At 59.4% G+C, this 15,652-nt stretch carries 13 protein-coding genes; 5 read left to right on the forward strand and 8 right to left on the reverse strand.

Annotated elements, in window-relative coordinates; genetic code table 11:
• Positions 1-361 precede the first annotated feature (361 nt).
• The 6 genes from pbpG to BN1117_RS03895 form a co-directional block, all read right to left on the reverse strand.
• Entirely contained in the window at positions 362-1,189 is an 828-nt protein-coding gene (gene pbpG, locus BN1117_RS03870) for a D-alanyl-D-alanine endopeptidase (RefSeq protein ID WP_040094952.1), read from the reverse strand.
• 159 nt (positions 1,190-1,348) lie between these two features.
• On the reverse strand, positions 1,349-2,014 hold the full coding sequence (locus tag BN1117_RS03875) for a DedA family protein (protein WP_040094954.1): 666 nt from the start codon (positions 2,012-2,014) through the stop codon (positions 1,349-1,351).
• Positions 2,015-2,032: 18 nt separating this feature from the next.
• On the reverse strand, positions 2,033-3,325 hold the full coding sequence (locus BN1117_RS03880) for a hemolysin family protein (RefSeq protein WP_040094956.1): 1,293 nt from the start codon (positions 3,323-3,325) through the stop codon (positions 2,033-2,035).
• A 233-nt stretch (positions 3,326-3,558) separates the two neighbouring features.
• Positions 3,559-4,617, reverse strand: coding sequence for an L-asparaginase 2 (ansB, locus tag BN1117_RS03885; protein WP_040094957.1), 1,059 nt, complete (start codon positions 4,615-4,617; stop codon positions 3,559-3,561).
• A gap of 130 nt (positions 4,618-4,747) precedes the next feature.
• Positions 4,748-4,942, reverse strand: coding sequence for a heavy-metal-associated domain-containing protein (locus BN1117_RS03890; protein ID WP_040094959.1), 195 nt, complete (start codon positions 4,940-4,942; stop codon positions 4,748-4,750).
• A 183-nt stretch (positions 4,943-5,125) separates the two neighbouring features.
• Positions 5,126-6,076 (reverse strand): AEC family transporter, encoded by a 951-nt coding sequence (locus BN1117_RS03895; RefSeq protein ID WP_040094961.1) that lies wholly within the window; start codon positions 6,074-6,076, stop codon positions 5,126-5,128.
• A gap of 137 nt (positions 6,077-6,213) precedes the next feature.
• Between BN1117_RS03895 and treR the strand changes: the two genes are divergently transcribed.
• From treR to BN1117_RS03920, 5 genes are all read left to right on the forward strand, one after another.
• Positions 6,214-7,161, forward strand: coding sequence for a trehalose operon repressor TreR (treR, locus tag BN1117_RS03900; protein WP_040094963.1), 948 nt, complete (start codon positions 6,214-6,216; stop codon positions 7,159-7,161).
• Positions 7,162-7,353: 192 nt separating this feature from the next.
• On the forward strand, positions 7,354-8,784 hold the full coding sequence (gene treB / locus BN1117_RS03905) for a PTS trehalose transporter subunit IIBC (RefSeq protein WP_040094965.1): 1,431 nt from the start codon (positions 7,354-7,356) through the stop codon (positions 8,782-8,784).
• Positions 8,785-8,850: 66 nt separating this feature from the next.
• A complete protein-coding gene (gene treC, locus BN1117_RS03910; protein ID WP_040094967.1) occupies positions 8,851-10,512 on the forward strand; it encodes an alpha,alpha-phosphotrehalase in 1,662 nt (553 codons plus the stop codon).
• Between the two features lie 3 nt (positions 10,513-10,515).
• Complete coding sequence (locus BN1117_RS03915; RefSeq protein WP_040094968.1) at positions 10,516-11,145, forward strand: sugar O-acetyltransferase; 630 nt, start codon at positions 10,516-10,518, stop codon at positions 11,143-11,145.
• An 89-nt stretch (positions 11,146-11,234) separates the two neighbouring features.
• Positions 11,235-11,423, forward strand: a complete 189-nt coding sequence (locus BN1117_RS03920) for a hypothetical protein (RefSeq protein WP_040094970.1) — start codon at positions 11,235-11,237, stop codon at positions 11,421-11,423.
• Between the two features lie 60 nt (positions 11,424-11,483).
• On the opposite strand, the gene rluA is transcribed toward BN1117_RS03920, so the two are convergent.
• Both rluA and rapA read right to left on the reverse strand, forming a co-directional pair.
• Positions 11,484-12,140, reverse strand: a complete 657-nt coding sequence (gene rluA / locus BN1117_RS03925) for a bifunctional tRNA pseudouridine(32) synthase/23S rRNA pseudouridine(746) synthase RluA (RefSeq protein WP_040094972.1) — start codon at positions 12,138-12,140, stop codon at positions 11,484-11,486.
• Positions 12,141-12,498: 358 nt separating this feature from the next.
• A complete protein-coding gene (gene rapA, locus BN1117_RS03930; protein ID WP_040094973.1) occupies positions 12,499-15,366 on the reverse strand; it encodes an RNA polymerase-associated protein RapA in 2,868 nt (955 codons plus the stop codon).
• Between the last annotated feature and the right edge of the window lie 286 nt (positions 15,367-15,652).

Genomic DNA, 15,652 nt, shown 5'->3' on the forward strand with positions numbered 1-15,652 from the left:
ATCCTCTCGGGCGCACCATACAGACAGCCTCGACTTCGGTCGGGGCTGTTTTTTTATGGACGCTGCTTATTCCTGTGGTGTGTAACCGCATTTTGCTATCGCGGTTGCCTCGCTCTTCTTCCCGGCTGTTCTTCTCCTCTTTCTGTCCCTTCTGTTATTGCGATGTGCTCTTCCGGTCGGGGCAATCCCTGGCCACCCTTTGTCAGATCGACCTGCGTGCTATATGCCTGCCGTTGCAAAGGCAGATACTGCGCAGCTTATCACTCAGGGTTTGGCTATCAACATCCTGCAAAGCCTGCTGAGGCGTTCTGCGGGCAATAAAAAAGGATGCAGCAGCATCCTTTTGTGTTGAGAGATTTACTCAGCTCTTCAGCCACTTGCGAATACGGTTGGCATCGCCGACAGGAGTCAGTTTACCCACCGAATTAAGCAGCACGATGGCGAGCTCGCGGCTGTCCGGTTTGGCGCGCATCACCAGGCAGCGGCCCGCCTCATTGGTAAATCCGGTCTTGGAGAGACGCACGTCCCAATCCGGGTTCTTTACCAAGGGGTTGGTATTGTTGAACATCAGGCTGTAGGCGGGGGCACTGAAGCGCATCTCTCGGTTCTCATCCTGGGTGAACTGACGGATCAGCGGCTGACGATAGGCGGCGGCGGCCAGCTTGCCCAGATCCTGAGCGGTGGAGACGTTGCGGGTGGAGAGGCCGGTGGAGTCGTAGAAGTGGGTGTTGCGCATCCCCAACTGTCTGGCCTTGTTGTTCATGGCCCGCACGAACGCGCTGCGACCACCTGGATAGTGACGCGCCAGCGCCGAGGCCATCCTATTTTCGGAGGACATCAATGCCAGATGCAGGGCATCGCGACGGGTTATCTTGGTGCCTATGCGGATGCGGGAGTGGGTATGCTTGAGCTTATCGATGTCATCCTTGTCGACCGTGATGATCTGATTGAGATTCTGTTTGGCATCCAGTACCACCAGCGCCGTCATCAGCTTGGTGATGGAGGCGATGGGGCGTACCTTGGTGGCGTTTTTCTGGTAGAGCGTCTTGCCCGTGTTGACATCCAACACCAGGGCGCTGCTTGAGCGTACTTCCAGTTTGGCCGGGTTGGGTGCTGCGCTGACCACAGGCAATCCCAGCACTCCCATCAACCCAGCTACCAGCGCTGCTGCGCGAATTCGATACCACATACAACCGACTCCAGTCCCATCGAAAAAAAGGCGCTAGATTCACTCATTTTTACCCCGGCTTTACAAGGGCCGAGCGGGACTATTTCTGCTATTTGCGCAAATTTGGCGATCAAAAAAGCCCTCTGGCGAGGGCTTTCGGGTCAGGCGTTGGGCGATGGGTCAATCCCGCGGCTGCGCGGCCCTGCGTTTGCTGATCCAGCGCCAGACCAGCGCCACCATGCCACCCACCAGCAGGGCCACCGGCAGATAGATGATGATGTTGAAGAACTGGGTCTGGTATTCGGCTGCCAACTTGGTGTGGCTCAGGTAGTAGCCGAACCCGACCAGCGGGCAGATCCACATGATGGAGCTGACCAGATTGACGATAAGGAAACGTCCCTGGGGCAGCTCGGTGGCGCCGACGATATAGGGGTAGGCGGTGCGCACGAAGGCGATATAGCGAGCGGTGATCAGGGTGATGATCCCGTACTTGTTCAGCAGATGGTATACCTTCTGCTGGTGACGCTCTTCCACGTGGGACATCAGCCGATGGTAGAGCTGGGTGTGGCCGAGCAAGCGCCCCTGCATGTAGCCTAGCCAGGTACCGACAAAGGTGGCCATGATCAGCAGCGGGATCACAGCAAGGGACAACACATCCTGATAGATGAGCACACCGGTGAGGATCAGCAGACTGTCACCCGGCAGAAAAGCGGTAGGGATAAAGCCATTTTCCAGTACCAGAAACATCAAAATCACACCACAGATCATGAAGGCCATCTTGGGATCGGAAAGGGTGTTCAGGTCGTGATTCATAAAGGCGTGAGCCAGTTGGTAAAACTGCTCCATACTTGCAAACTCCGCAGGTTAGCTGGGTAGATCGGTCAAGGGCATGGCGAGCACCTTGTCGATTCGCAGACCATCCATGTCAACAATTTCCAGTTGCCACTGTTCCAGTGTTACCAGATCTCCGGTTTTTGGAACTCGACCAAGGAGCAGCATGATAAGCCCTCCGAGGGTGTGATAGTGATGTTTTTCTTCTTCTGGCAGACGCACCAGCTCCAGACAGTCCTTCAATTCCGGTAGCGGGATCAGGCCATCGAGCAGCCAGCTGCCGTCGGCGCGCCGGAAGGCCCAGTTGTCCTCGCCATCCTCCTGCTGGAAATCCCCCGCCAGCGCCTCCAGCAGATCCTGCTGGGTGACCAGCCCCTGCAGCTCGCCATATTCGTCAACCACCAGCGCCATCTGTTCGCTGTGGGTGCGGAAGTGGTTGAGCAGCTCGACGCCGTTGAGGGTCTCGGGCAGCAGGCTGCCCTCCTGGGTCAGGGCAGCCAGATCAATAGGCTCCCCCTTGATATAGGCGTGCAGCACCTTGCTGACATTGATGATACCCACCAATTCTGACAGGTTGCCGTCGCAGACCGGAAAATAGCTGTGGCGATACTCCACCAGCCGCTGCAGGTTGCTCTCCAGCGGCAGCGCCAGATCCAGATAACGGATATCGCTGCGCGGCACCATCAGGGAGGAGAGGCTGCGCTCGTCGAGACGGAAGACGTTGCGCAGCATGGTGTGTTCATGATCCTCAATCACCCCGGCTTCCGATCCCTCCACCAGCATGGCGTGGATCTCCTCCTCGGTGACATTGTTACTGCCATTCTGGTTGACCCGCAGCAGCCGCAGGGTGGCATTGGTTGAGGCTGACAGAAGCCAGACGAAGGGGCGGGTCAGGGTGGCGAGCCAGTGCATGGGGCGGGCCACCAGACAGGCGATGCGCTCGGCATTGAGCTGGCCGAGCCGTTTGGGCACCAGCTCACCCACCACAATGGAGAGGTAAGTAACCACCACCACCACGATGATGGTGGCGATAAGTCCACTGCTCTTGACCGGGAGTCCCCACTCCTGCAACCAGAGGGAGAAAGGCTGGGCCAGCAGGGATTCGCCGTAGATACCGTTGAGCAGGCCGATGCTGGTAATGCCGATCTGGACGGCAGAGAGAAAATGGGTCGGGTCTTCGCTCAGCTTGAGGGCAATAGCGGCGGAGCGGTTGCCTTCAGAGGCAAGCTTGCCGAGGCGAGCCTTGCGTGCGGTGACGATGGCGATTTCTGACATGGCGAAGAGGCCATTAAGCAAAATCAATCCCAGCAGGATCAATATTTCCATAGAGCAACAGCACTCCTTGAGTGGATAAGATCGCTGGCAGTGTAATGAATTTGGCAGCGATGCGCTGGTGAAAGCGGGTGATCCGGTTCGCTAATTTGATGACGCACCCCCGTAATGAGGCGAAAAGGGGAAAGGATGGAGCCAACCAAACAGAGTGTGTGATGACGTGGCACCATGGGATGGAAAAGGGCGGGAAATCCCGCCCTCGCTCGCCATTGTTCAGCTAATCCTTATCAAAACTGTTGGAAGTACTGCTGGATCTGCTTGGGATCCTTGGTTTGAGTCAGGGAGAGCATCAGCAACACCCGTGCTTTCTGCGGGTTGAGGGTTTCGGCGGCCACGAAGCCGTACTTGGCATCATCGATCTCGGCATCCAGGGTGGTGGCGCCGGTCGGCACACGGGCGGAGCGCACGACGCGGATGCCGTCCTTGCTCGCTTTGGCCAGGGTATCGAACAGGGTGTGGTAGAGGTTGCCGTTACCCACCCCGGCGCTGACGATGCCGTCGAATTTGGCATCCACCATCGCCTTGGCTGGCAGATCGGTGGCATTGGCGTAGCTGTAAACAATCCCGACCTGTGGCAGCTTGTCGAGCTTGCTCACGTCAAACGGGGTCTTGCTGGTGTGCAGGCGAGCCGGACTGCGCTGATAGTCGATCTTGCCGTTGTGGATATAACCGAGCGGGCCGAAATTGGGGGAGGCGAAGGTCTGCACCCCGGTGGTGCTGGTCTTGGTGACGTCGCGGGCATCGAGCACGGTATCGTTCATCGCCACCATCACGCCACGTCCTTTGGAGTTCGGGTCGGAGGCGGTCACCACGGCGTTGTAGAGGTTGAGCGGGCCATCGGCACTCATGGCGGTGGAAGGGCGCATGGCGCCGACCAGTACCACCGGCTTGTCGCTCTTGACGGTCAGATTGAGGAAGTAGGCGGTCTCTTCCATGGTGTCGGTGCCATGGGTGATGACGATGCCGTCCACGTCATCCTTGGCCAGCAGCTCGTTGACCCGTTTGGCAAGCTTGAGCCACACCTCGTCGTTCATGTCCTGGGAGCCGATCTTCACCACCTGCTCACCCTGCACATCGGCCACGTTCTTCATCTCGGGAACAGCAGCGATCAGGGTCTCGATAGCTACCTTACCAGCCTCGTAGTTGGACTGGGTGGCCGACTGGCCTGCCCCGGCGATGGTGCCGCCGGTCGCCAGAATATGGACGCTGGGCAAGGCAAAAGCCATGGGGGAGAGGGTCAGGCCGACAACGGCGGCGAGCAGGGTCTTGCGGATCGGTAGGGTCATGCTGCAAATCCTTATGGTTGGAATAATCGCAGCAAGTTTGCCCGTTTAATAACCGGTGTCTGTGATAAAACTCACCAAAATACAGGTGAGTACAGATTTTTAACCTGTTTAATACCTCTATGGAGATAATTTAACTCGCAGAGAAACCCTTGGCTTCGATCAGGGCGATCAGCTCGGCTTTGCTCAGCTCGCTCTCGATCACGGCCTTGCTGCTGGCAAAGTCGATGGTCGCGGTGGTAACTGCAGGCTGGGCCAGCAGGGCTTTTTGCAGGCTGGCGGCGCAGCCACCACAGGACATGCCGGACACTGTGAGTTCGATGGTCATGGAATATCTCCTCTGTTGATGAGCGCCAGCCTAAAGCTACCGCCTCCGGCAAGGTCAAGCAGTCAGTAGATCAATCCCGGATAGTTCATCAGGATTGCTTCCTGCCGGTATGCAGGTGACCAGCGACTCAGGGCGAGTGATGGTAATGAGTTTGGCCGTCGTCGGGCTGAGCTCTTGGCAGGGTCAGTACATCAAACCGAGGTAATTCATCAGGGTGGCGCCCAGACTGGTGCTGATCAGTGAGCCCAGGGTGGTGACGGCAATGATGTTGGCCGCCAGTGCGCTGTCACCCCCCATGGCACGGGTCATCACATAGCTGGCGGCGGCAGTCGGGGTGGCACTGATAAGAAACAGAATACCCAGCTCCAGATGGCTGAAGCCGAGCAGGGCCGCTCCCAGAGTGAACGCAGCCGGAATGAGGCAGAGCCGCATGATGCTGGCCCAGCCCGCAATGGCTGCACCACCACGCAGAGCATCCAGGCTGAGGGAGGCGCCGGTGCAGAGCAGCGCCAGCGGCAAGGTCATGTTGGCGAAGTAGCTGCCGGTGGTGAGCAGCAGTTGCGGCATCTTGATACCGAGCAGGGTAAAGGGCAGCGCCGCCACAATGGCGATGATGAGCGGATTCTTGATGATGCCGAGCAGGATGGGACGGATGCCGGTGGCGCCGCCGAGACTACGGGTGAGGGTGATCACCGCGAGAATGTTGTAGAGCACGGTCACCGCGCCGACATAGAAGGCCGCCGCCCCCAACCCCTCGTGGCCGTAGGCGTTTTGCACATAGGCGAGCCCGATAATGGCGCTGTTGCCGCGAAAGCTCCCCTGCACGAAGATGCCGCGCAGCCGCTGCTCCCCGATAAAGCGCCCGGCCAGCAGCTCCAGCACCAGATAGCTGATAACGGTGGCGAGCAGGCCATAGCCGATAAACCAGAGGCTCGGCATGGTGGCGAAGTTGGTACCCAGAATACTGAGAAACAGCAGAGCGGGCAGGGTGACCTGAAACACTAGTCGCGAGGCGGATTCGGTAAAGGGATCCGGCAGCAGCCCCAGCCGCTTGAGCAAGATGCCGAGCAGCAGCACCACGCAGATGGGGCCTGTGATGGAGAGGGAGAAGAGCAGACTGGCCAGCAGATCCATGATGGGCGTCCTGTGCTGTGCCCACACACCCTGACGGCGGGGCAAAAAGGGCATTCTAACGCCATGGGCTTGTATTCACAGGGGTTAATCACAACAATGTGGGCAATTCCACCGCCTAGCCTCCTGTGAGCCAATTCATGGACAAGAAACTTACCATCCTCGATATCGCCCGACTGAGCGGCGTCGGCAAGTCGACCGTCTCCCGGGTGCTCAATCAGGATCCCAAGGTAAAGCAGGAGACCCGTGAGCGGGTGGAGCAGATCATTGCCGAACACGGCTTCGTGCCGAGCAAGTCGGCGCGTGCCATGCGCAGCCAGAGCCAGCAGGTGGTGGGGATCATCGTCTCGCGGCTCGACTCGAGCTCGGAGAATCAGGCGGTGCGCGGCATGCTGGAGACCCTCTACCAGCGTGGCTACGATGCCGTGCTGATGGAGAGCAAGTTCTCTCCCACCAAGGTACAGGAGCATCTGGCGGTGCTGGAGCGGCGCGGGGTGGATGGCATTATCCTGTTCGCCTTCAATGACTTGGACTATGCCGCTATGGCGCCGCTGAAAGAGAAGCTGGTACTGGTCGCCCGTGAATATCCCGGTTTCTCCTCGGTCTGCTTTGACGACGCCGGTGCGGTGCGCACCATGCTGGCGCAGCTGGCAAGCCGTGGCGCCCGCGACATCGCCTATCTGGGGGTTGATGCCTCGGATCTCACCACCGGCCAGCGCCGCCTCGACGCTTACCTCGGCTACTGTGCCGAGCAGGGGCTGGAGCCGCGCAGCGCTCTCGGTGACCTGAGTTTGCAGAGCGGCTACCGGCTGGCGGCCGAGCTGCTTACCCCCTCCACCCAGGCGCTGCTCTGCGCCAGCGACACCCTCGCCATCGGTGCGGCAAAATACCTGCAGGAACAAGGGCGTAGCGAGGTGCTGGTGACCGGCCTTGGCAACAATCCCATGCTCACCTTTCTTTTCCCCAACGCCCTCAGTCTCGATCTTGGTTACAAGGGTGCTGGCGAGCAGGCGGCGCGTCAGCTGCTCGGCCAGATTGAGCAGGAGCAACCTCCGCTGGTGAGTATCGCCCCCTGCCGAACGCTGTGAGCCCCATCACTTCCGACTGAACAAAAAGTGCGCTTTTTGTGATGCTGGCCACGAATTGGGAACGTTCCCATTTTGATCTGGTCAGATTGTCGGCATGCTAAATGGGAACGATACCAAAAACGCTCCGGCCGACAGACTGGCTCAAAAGGGCGATACAGACCACTATTCAATGGCGTCACAGAGGGAAGACCCATGTCCAAGATCAACGCACAGCAGCTTGCCACCCTGATCGACAAGATCGGCGGCAAGGAGAACATCGCCACCGTCAGTCACTGTTTGACCCGGCTGCGCTTCGTCCTGAATGATCCGGCCAAAGCTGACAGCAAGGCCATCGAAACCATTCCGGCAGTTAAGGGGAGCTTCACTCAGGGCGGCCAATTCCAGGTGGTGATCGGCACAGAAGTGGAGCAGTGGTACAAGGCGCTGACCGAACAGCTCGGTGTCAGTGGCGGCAGCAAGGAGAGTGCCAAGCAGGCGGCACGCCAGAACATGAACCCGCTGGAGCGGGGCATCTCCCATCTGGCGGAGATCTTCGTGCCTCTGCTACCCGCCATCATCACCGGCGGTTTGATCCTCGGCTTTCGTAACGTCATCGGCGACATCAAGATGTTCGACGATGGCACTCATACCCTCACCGAGATCAGCCAGTTTTGGGCTCAGGTACACGCCTTCCTCTGGCTGCTGGGCGAGGCGATTTTCCACTTCCTGCCGGTCGGTGTTTGCTGGTCTGCAGTGAAGAAGATGGGGGGCTCCGAGATCCTGGGTATCGTGCTGGGTATCACGCTGGTGTCGCCACAGTTGATGAATGCCTACGGCATCGGTCAGCAGACTCCCGAGGTGTGGGACTTCGGCCTGTTCGTGATCCAGAAGGTGGGTTATCAGGCCCAGGTTATTCCGGCGCTGCTGGCAGGTGTCTTCCTCGCCTGGGTAGAGACCAACCTCAAGCGGATCATTCCGGCCTATCTCTATCTGGTGATTGTGCCGTTTGTCTCGCTGCTGCTGGCAGTGATCGTGGCTCACGCCTTTATCGGTCCGTTCGGTCGCTGGATTGGTGATGGCGTTGGTTTCGCTGCCAAGGCGGCCATGACCGGCTCCTTCGCTCCAATCGGTGCTGCCCTGTTCGGTTTCCTCTACGCGCCGCTGGTTATCACCGGCATCCACCACACCACCAACGCAGTGGATCTGCAGCTGATGCAGAGCATGGGCGGCACGCCAATCTGGCCGCTGATCGCCCTCTCCAACATCGCTCAGGCTTCTGCGGTCGTCGGCATCATTCTGATCAGCCGCAAGGAGAACGAGCGGGAGATCTCGGTGCCTGCCGCCATCTCCGCCTACCTCGGGGTGACCGAGCCGGCCATGTACGGCATCAACCTCAAGTACAAGTTCCCCATGCTGTGCGCCATGGTGGGCTCCAGCCTTGCTGCCCTTATCTGCGGTTTTGCCGGGGTGATGGCCAACGGCATCGGGGTAGGCGGCCTGCCGGGCATCCTCTCCATCCAGCCGCAATACTGGGCTGTGTTTGCCATCGCCATGCTGGTGGCCATCGTGGTGCCGATGGTGCTGACCCTGCTGGTCTACCAGCGTCAGCAAGCCGCTGGCAAGCTGGCCCAAGCCAGCGCCTGACACTGATTGCCAGGGCGACCCGCGGGTCGCCCTCTCCATTTCATATTCGAGACAAGAGAAAGACCCATGAGCCAAACACCCTGGTGGCAGAGTGCCGTGATTTACCAGATTTACCCCAAGAGCTTTCAGGATTCCGCTGCCCGTGGCACCGGCGACCTCAAGGGGATCATGGCCCGCCTCGACTATCTCAAGACCCTGGGGGTCGATGCCCTCTGGCTGACCCCGGTCTACGTCTCGCCCCAGGTGGACAACGGCTACGACATCGCCGACTACCTTGCCATCGACCCCGCCTACGGCACCATGGCCGATTTTGAGGCGCTGCTGGCCGCCGCCCATGAGCGGAATATCCGCATCGTGATGGATATAGTGGTCAACCACACCTCCACCGAGCACGCCTGGTTCAAGTCGGCGCTGGGGGATAAAAACAGTCCCTACCGCGACTACTACATCTGGAAAGATCCGGTAGATGGCGGTGTGCCCAACAACTGGCAATCCAAGTTTGGCGGCAGTGCATGGGAGCTCGATGAGCTCACAGGTCAGTACTACCTGCACCTGTTTGCCCGCGAGCAGGCTGATCTCAACTGGGAAAATCCTTTGGTTCGCGCCGAGGTGAAAAACATCATCCACTTCTGGGCGAAGAAGGGAGTTGATGGCTTCCGCCTCGACGTCATCAACCTGATTTCCAAGGATCAGGCGTTCCCGAACGACGAGATTGGCGATGGCCGTCGCTTCTATACCGACGGGCCGCGCATCCACGAATTTTTGCAGGATGTGAGCCGCGATGTGTTTGCCCCGGTCGGCGCCATGACGGTGGGGGAGATGTCCTCTACTTCGCTGGAGCACTGTCAGCGCTATGGTGCACTGGATGGCTCCGAGCTCTCCATGGTGTTCAACTTCCACCATCTGAAGGTGGATTACCCCAACGGCGACAAGTGGACCAAGGCGCCGTTCGATTTCCTCGAACTCAAGCGCATCTTCAACCACTGGCAGAGCGGCATGCATGGCAAGGGATGGTCGGCGCTGTTCTGGTGCAACCACGATCAGCCGCGCATCGTCTCCCGTTTCGGCGATGAGGGCGAGCATCGGGTCGTGGCCGCCAAGATGCTGGCCAGCACCCTGCACGGCCTGCAAGGCACCCCCTACATCTATCAGGGGGAGGAGATCGGCATGACCAACCCCGGCTATCAGCGCATCGATGACTATCAGGATGTGGAGAGCCGCAATATCTTCGCCATCAAGCAGGCGGAAGGGATGAACGAGGCCGAGATCCTCGCCATTCTCGGCGCCAAGTCCCGCGACAACTCGCGCACCCCGATGCAGTGGAGCGCCGCCCCCAACGCCGGTTTCACCCAAGGTTCACCCTGGCTCAAACCTGCCGCCAACTACCCCGAAATCAACGCCGAAGCGGCGCTGGCCGACCCGAACTCAGTGTTCTGGCACTACCGGGATTTGATTCGCCTGCGTAAGGATTACCCCATCTTCACTCAGGGGGATTATCAGGAGCTGCTGACCGGGCACCCGCAGATCTGGGCCTATGCCCGCCGCGCCAACGGTCAGACCCTGCTGGTGGTGAGCAACTTCTACGGCGAGCCGGTGGAGTTTGCCTTGCCTGCCGAGCTGCAAAGCGGGCAAGGTCGGCTGCTGCTCGGTAACTACCCCGATACCCCGGCCCAACCGCAATCGGGTATGTTGCGCCCTTATGAATCCCTGATCTGGCTGCTGGAGTAGGTAATGGAGAAGGAGGTGCGCGCTACCGAGTGGCAGAAGATGGTGGCGGGGGAACCTTATGATGCGGGCGATCCCGAGCTCAAAGCCGCGCGCGAGCGCTGCCGAAGGCTCTATCACACCTTCAACACCTGCTGGCAGGAGAAACCGGCGCGTGATGCTCTGCTTCATGAGCTGCTCGGTAGCCGCGGCCAGGAGTGTGCCATCAATCCGCCGTTCTTCTGCGACTATGGTGCCAACATCTTCGTTGGCGAGCACTTCTACGCCAACGTGGGCTGCACCATCCTCGACGTCTGCGAGGTGCACATCGGCGACAACGTGCTGCTGGCGCCCGGGGTGCAGATCTACACCGCGGCTCACCCGGTGGCGGTAGCGCCGCGCATCAAGGGGGTCGAGTTCGGCAAGCCGGTGCGGATCGGTCACAACGTCTGGATCGGCGGCAGCGTCGTCATCTGTCCCGGTGTCACTATCGGTGACAACAGCGTTATAGGCGCAGGCTCGGTAGTGACCAAAGATGTGCCCGCCAACGTGGTGGCGGCTGGCAACCCTTGCAAGGTACTTCGGGCGATGACGGCACAGGAGCTTGAGGGCGTTATCCTGCGGTCAACCGGGTCAATAAACGTTAGCGCTATCTGATTGATAGAAATGCTATTTTCAGATTGTTCTGCATTCACGCTTATGTTTGGCGCTGCTTGGCCGATACTGTTGAGTGCAGGAGGAACCCTATGGATATATCAAGTTCTGCATCCACATCGGAAGGTTATGCATTGTTAGCGGCCAGTCTGGCCAAAAAACAGCAAACCCAGCAAGGCCAGCAGGCTCTGGAGCTTATCCAGACGGCAGCTGCGCCAGCTTCGTCAGCACCGACATCGGCCAGCGCTTCTCTGGGAAGCAAGATCGATATTCGCGTCTGATCCTAATGACAAAGCCCCCATCTCGCGATGGGGGCTTTTTTATCTCTGTGATTTGCGGGATCAGACCGGGAAAGGAGCCGGCGCCTCGAAGGTCATCCGCTCGCCACTGCGGGGGTGGCTGATGGTCAGCATGGCCGCATGCAGGTAGAGATGGGGCGCAGCCGCCAGCGCATCCGGATGGGCATAGAGGTTGTCACCCAGGATCGGGTGCCCCAGCTCCAGCATATGGACGCGCAGCTGGTGGGAGCGACCTGTGATGGGGGTCAGCTTGATCAGGCTGTTGCCGTTCTCCACCTTCAGTTTTTCCCACAGGGTCAGAGCGTGACGCCCCTCCTCAAAGTCCACCTTCTGTTTCGGGCGGTTGGGCCAGTCGACGCAGAGCGGCAGGTCAACCTGACCCGATGCTGCCTCCGGCTCGCCCCACACCCAGGCGAGGTAGTGCTTCTCGGTCTCCCGCTCGCGAAATTGCCGGCTCAGCTCCCGATGTGAATTGGGGTTGAGGGGAATAACAATGACGCCAGTGGTGGACATGTCGAGGCGATGAGCAGCCGCCGCCTTGGGGTGTTGCTGTTTCACCCGATGCAGGACGCTGTCTTCATTCTCGGGGCCGCGCCCGGGGACGCTTAGCAGGCCAGTGGGCTTGTTGACCACCATGATGTCCTTGTCCTTGAACAGGATATCGAGCCAGGGTTCCAGAGGCGGTGAGTATTCAAACATAAATGTCTCGCATCAGAAGGTGGGGGCAAGCCCCCATCAGTTATGGGTAACCACGACAAAGCGGCCTTGGGTATCCAGTTTGAGCTGGGTCTGGCTGTGCTGTCGGTCGGTACCTTGTCAATTATGGGTAACCACGACAAAGCGGCCTTGGGTATCCAGTTTGAGCTGGGTTTGGCCGCTGTCGGTCGGTACCTTGTCAGTTATGGGTAACCACGATAAAGCGGCATTGGACATCCAGTTTGAGCTGGGTCTGGCTGTGCTGTCGGTCGGTACCTTGTCAATTATGGGTAACCACGATAAAGCGGCATTGGACATCCAGTTTGAGCTGGGTCTGGCTGTGCTGTCGGTCGGTACCTTGTCAGTTATGGGTGACCACGATAAAGCGGATGGCATCCAGCTTGAGTTGGGTCTGATCGATCAGGTGGTGCAATTCTGCCTGCAGATTGCGCAAATAATCCAGTTCGCTGTCGCGCACGTTCGGGTTGACTGCCTTGAGCGCCTCCAGACGATCCAGATCCTGCTGCAGGGTCTGCGCCATCTGGGCACGGGCCTTGTCGACAATCCCGGCTTTCAGCTCTTCGGCAATGGCCTGGCCCTGGCCAATCAGACCGTGGATCACCGGTTGGGACGCGGTGACCAGCTTGCTGCCGAGGTGGCGGTTGACCGGAGTCAGCTGGCGGTTGAAGGCATCGAACGCCACTTTCTCACCCAGATTCTGGCCGTTCTTGTCCATCAGCAGACGGATCGGAGTCGGCGGCATGAAGCGGTAGAGCTGGGGATGGGCCGCAGACTCGGCAACGAAGATCAGCTCAAGCAGGATGGAGCCGATGGGCAGCGCCTTGTTCTTGAGCAGTGCGACCGAGGTGGCACCGATCTCGGAGCCCAGGATCAGGTCGATACCGCCGCGCATCATGGGGTGATCCCAGGAGAGCAGCGCCATGTCATCCCGCGACAGGGCGGTATTGCGATCGAAGGTGATGGTCATGCCGTCTTGCGGCAAGCCCGGGAAGCTCGGCACCAGCATGTGATCACTGGGAGTCAGCACCAGCGCGTTCTCACCTCTGTCGTCCTGATTGACGCCGATCTCGTCGAACATCTTGAGAGCAAAGGAGATCATGCCGGTGTCGTCATCTTCGGCGGCCAGCTTGTCGACCAGCTGCTGGGCGGCGGCGCCACCGCTGGAGTGGATCTCCAGCAGGCGATCGCGGCCCTGTTCCAGCCGGGCCTTGAGCGGCTCGTGCAGTTCGCGGGTCTTGACCAGCAGGGCGTCGAGGGCCGCCTGATCGCCGGTGTTGGCGGCCAGCAGCTCGAACAGCTCGTCACGCACTGCTTCGAATACCGGACGGGCGGTCGGGCAAGTCTGCTCGAACGCATCGAGGCCATCGTGATACCAGAGCTGCAGGGCGCGCTGGGAGGTGCCTTCCAGATAGGGGACGTGGATCTCGACGGTATTCTGCTGGCCGATACGATCCAGTCGGCCGATCCGCTGTTCCAGCAGATCCGGGTTGAGGGGCAGATCGAACAGCACCAGATGGCTGGCAAACTGGAAGTTGCGACCCTCTGAGCCGATCTCGGAGCAGAGCAGCACCTGTGCGCCACCATCCTCTTGTGCGAAATAGGCCGAAGCCTTGTCCCGCTCAAGGATCGACATCCCTTCATGGAACACAGTACCGCGGATCCCTTCACGGGTGCGCAGCGCCTCTTCCAGTGCGATGGCGGTGGCCGCTTCGGAGCAGATCACCAACACCTTCTGCTGACGGGCGGAGAGCAGCAGCTCCAGCAACCAGTCAACACGCGGGTCGAACTGAGTCCAGCTGGCGTTGTCACCTTCGAACTGCTGGAAGATCTTCTCGGGGTAGAGGTAGCGCAGGGCACGGGTCTGCAGGTCGCCACCGTTGCCACCCATCATGCCCATCACCTTGATGGCGGTCTTGTACTGCTCCGGCAGCGGCATGGGGTAGACATTGAGGTGACGCTCGGGGAAGCCCTGAATATTGGCGCGACTGTTGCGGAACAGCACCCGGCCGGTGCCGTGTTGATCCAGCAGCTTGGCGACCGCCTGCTGACGGGCGGCGGCATCGCTCAAGTTCAGCCCTTCCAGCTGGCTGGCGAGGATCTGGCTGGCTTCATCGCTCAGGGTCTCGCCATCCAGCAGTGCTTGTGCGGCGCTGGCGACCTGACCATAGGCCTGCTCCTCGGCGAGGAAGGCCTCGTAGTCGTAGAAACGTTCGGGGTCGAGCAGACGCAGACGGGCAAAGTGGCTCTGGTGGCCCAGCTGATCCGGGGTGGCGGTCAGCAGCAGTACGCCCGGCACCTGTTCGGCCAGTGCTTCCACCATCTCATAGGCACGGCTTGGCGCCTCTTCACTCCACTCCAGATGGTGGGCTTCGTCGACAACCAGCAGATCCCACTCGGCTTCCAGCACCTGCTCGAAGCGACGACGCTTCTTGCGCAGGAAGTCGAGGCTGCAGATTACCAGCTGTTCGGTCTCGAAGGGGTTCTCCGCATCGGCGAATGCCTCGATGCAGCGCTCCTCATCAAACAGGGAGAAGTGCAGGTTGAAGCGGCGCAGCATCTCGACCAGCCATTGGTGCTGCAAGGTCTCGGGCAGCAGGATCAGCACCCGATGGGCGCGACCGGAGAGCAGTTGCTGATGAATGATCATGCCCGCTTCGATGGTCTTGCCCAGACCCACCTCGTCAGCCAGCAATACACGCGGGGCATAGCGGTGACCCACTTCATGAGCGATATAGAGCTGGTGCGGGATCAGACTGACTTTCCCGCCTGCCAGACCGCGAGTCGGGTTGCGACGACGCTGGTGCTGGTTGACCAGCGCCTCGTAGCGCAGTGTAAAGCGGGACATCCGGTCAATCTGGCCGGCGAACAGGCGATCCTGCGGCTTGTTGAACTTGATAAAGTTGTTGAGAAACACTTCCTTGAGGGCAACGGGCTCATCATTGTCGGTGCGCACACCTACATATATAAGCAGACCGTCTTTCTCCTGCACTTCTTCGACCGTCATGGTCCAGTCTTCATGACTGGCTATCTGATCGCCCACATTGAAGCTGACCCGGGTGACCGGCGCCTCTTCTTTGGCATACATGCGGTTTTCACCGGTAGCCGGAAACAACAGGGTAACCATGCGTCCTTCAACAGCAACGACAGTCCCCAACCCCAGATCCGTCTCTGTATCACTAATCCAACGCTGGCCAAGTGCAAAAGGCATTAAACTCTCCAAAGCCCAAGAGTGTGTGAATCGCAAAGGGGCGCTATGTTACCCGAAGGCGTGACCTCGATCACCATGCATATAGATGTAGAGAGACCAAATCGCCACAACCTTGATCTGCTCCCGCCGCTACGTCATCTAGAGGATAGCGATCTCGTCGAACAAGTGTGTTATTGCAGGATAAATGTGCTTTTTGGGTGATTAGTGAACGGTTGAACTGAAAATGCGAATTTAATTCGAAAACCCCCTTGCAAGCGTGATCCAGATCCCTATAATGCGCCTCCAT

This window comes from Aeromonas australiensis (assembly GCF_000819725.1).
Taxonomy (GTDB): domain Bacteria; phylum Pseudomonadota; class Gammaproteobacteria; order Enterobacterales; family Aeromonadaceae; genus Aeromonas; species Aeromonas australiensis.

Excerpts from the sequence above, each read along its gene's own strand:
- pbpG (WP_040094952.1), bottom strand. The coding sequence starts at position 1,189 with ATGTGGTATCGAATTCGCGCAGCAGCGCTGGTAGCTGGGTTGATGGGA.
- BN1117_RS03875 (WP_040094954.1), bottom strand. The coding sequence starts at position 2,014 with ATGGAGCAGTTTTACCAACTGGCTCACGCCTTTATGAATCACGACCTG.
- BN1117_RS03880 (WP_040094956.1), bottom strand. The coding sequence starts at position 3,325 with ATGGAAATATTGATCCTGCTGGGATTGATTTTGCTTAATGGCCTCTTC.
- ansB (WP_040094957.1), bottom strand. The coding sequence starts at position 4,617 with ATGACCCTACCGATCCGCAAGACCCTGCTCGCCGCCGTTGTCGGCCTG.
- BN1117_RS03890 (WP_040094959.1), bottom strand. The coding sequence starts at position 4,942 with ATGACCATCGAACTCACAGTGTCCGGCATGTCCTGTGGTGGCTGCGCC.
- BN1117_RS03895 (WP_040094961.1), bottom strand. The coding sequence starts at position 6,076 with ATGGATCTGCTGGCCAGTCTGCTCTTCTCCCTCTCCATCACAGGCCCC.
- treR (WP_040094963.1), top strand. The coding sequence starts at position 6,214 with ATGGACAAGAAACTTACCATCCTCGATATCGCCCGACTGAGCGGCGTC.
- treB (WP_040094965.1), top strand. The coding sequence starts at position 7,354 with ATGTCCAAGATCAACGCACAGCAGCTTGCCACCCTGATCGACAAGATC.
- treC (WP_040094967.1), top strand. The coding sequence starts at position 8,851 with ATGAGCCAAACACCCTGGTGGCAGAGTGCCGTGATTTACCAGATTTAC.
- BN1117_RS03915 (WP_040094968.1), top strand. The coding sequence starts at position 10,516 with ATGGAGAAGGAGGTGCGCGCTACCGAGTGGCAGAAGATGGTGGCGGGG.
- BN1117_RS03920 (WP_040094970.1), top strand. The coding sequence starts at position 11,235 with ATGGATATATCAAGTTCTGCATCCACATCGGAAGGTTATGCATTGTTA.
- rluA (WP_040094972.1), bottom strand. The coding sequence starts at position 12,140 with ATGTTTGAATACTCACCGCCTCTGGAACCCTGGCTCGATATCCTGTTC.
- rapA (WP_040094973.1), bottom strand. The coding sequence starts at position 15,366 with ATGCCTTTTGCACTTGGCCAGCGTTGGATTAGTGATACAGAGACGGAT.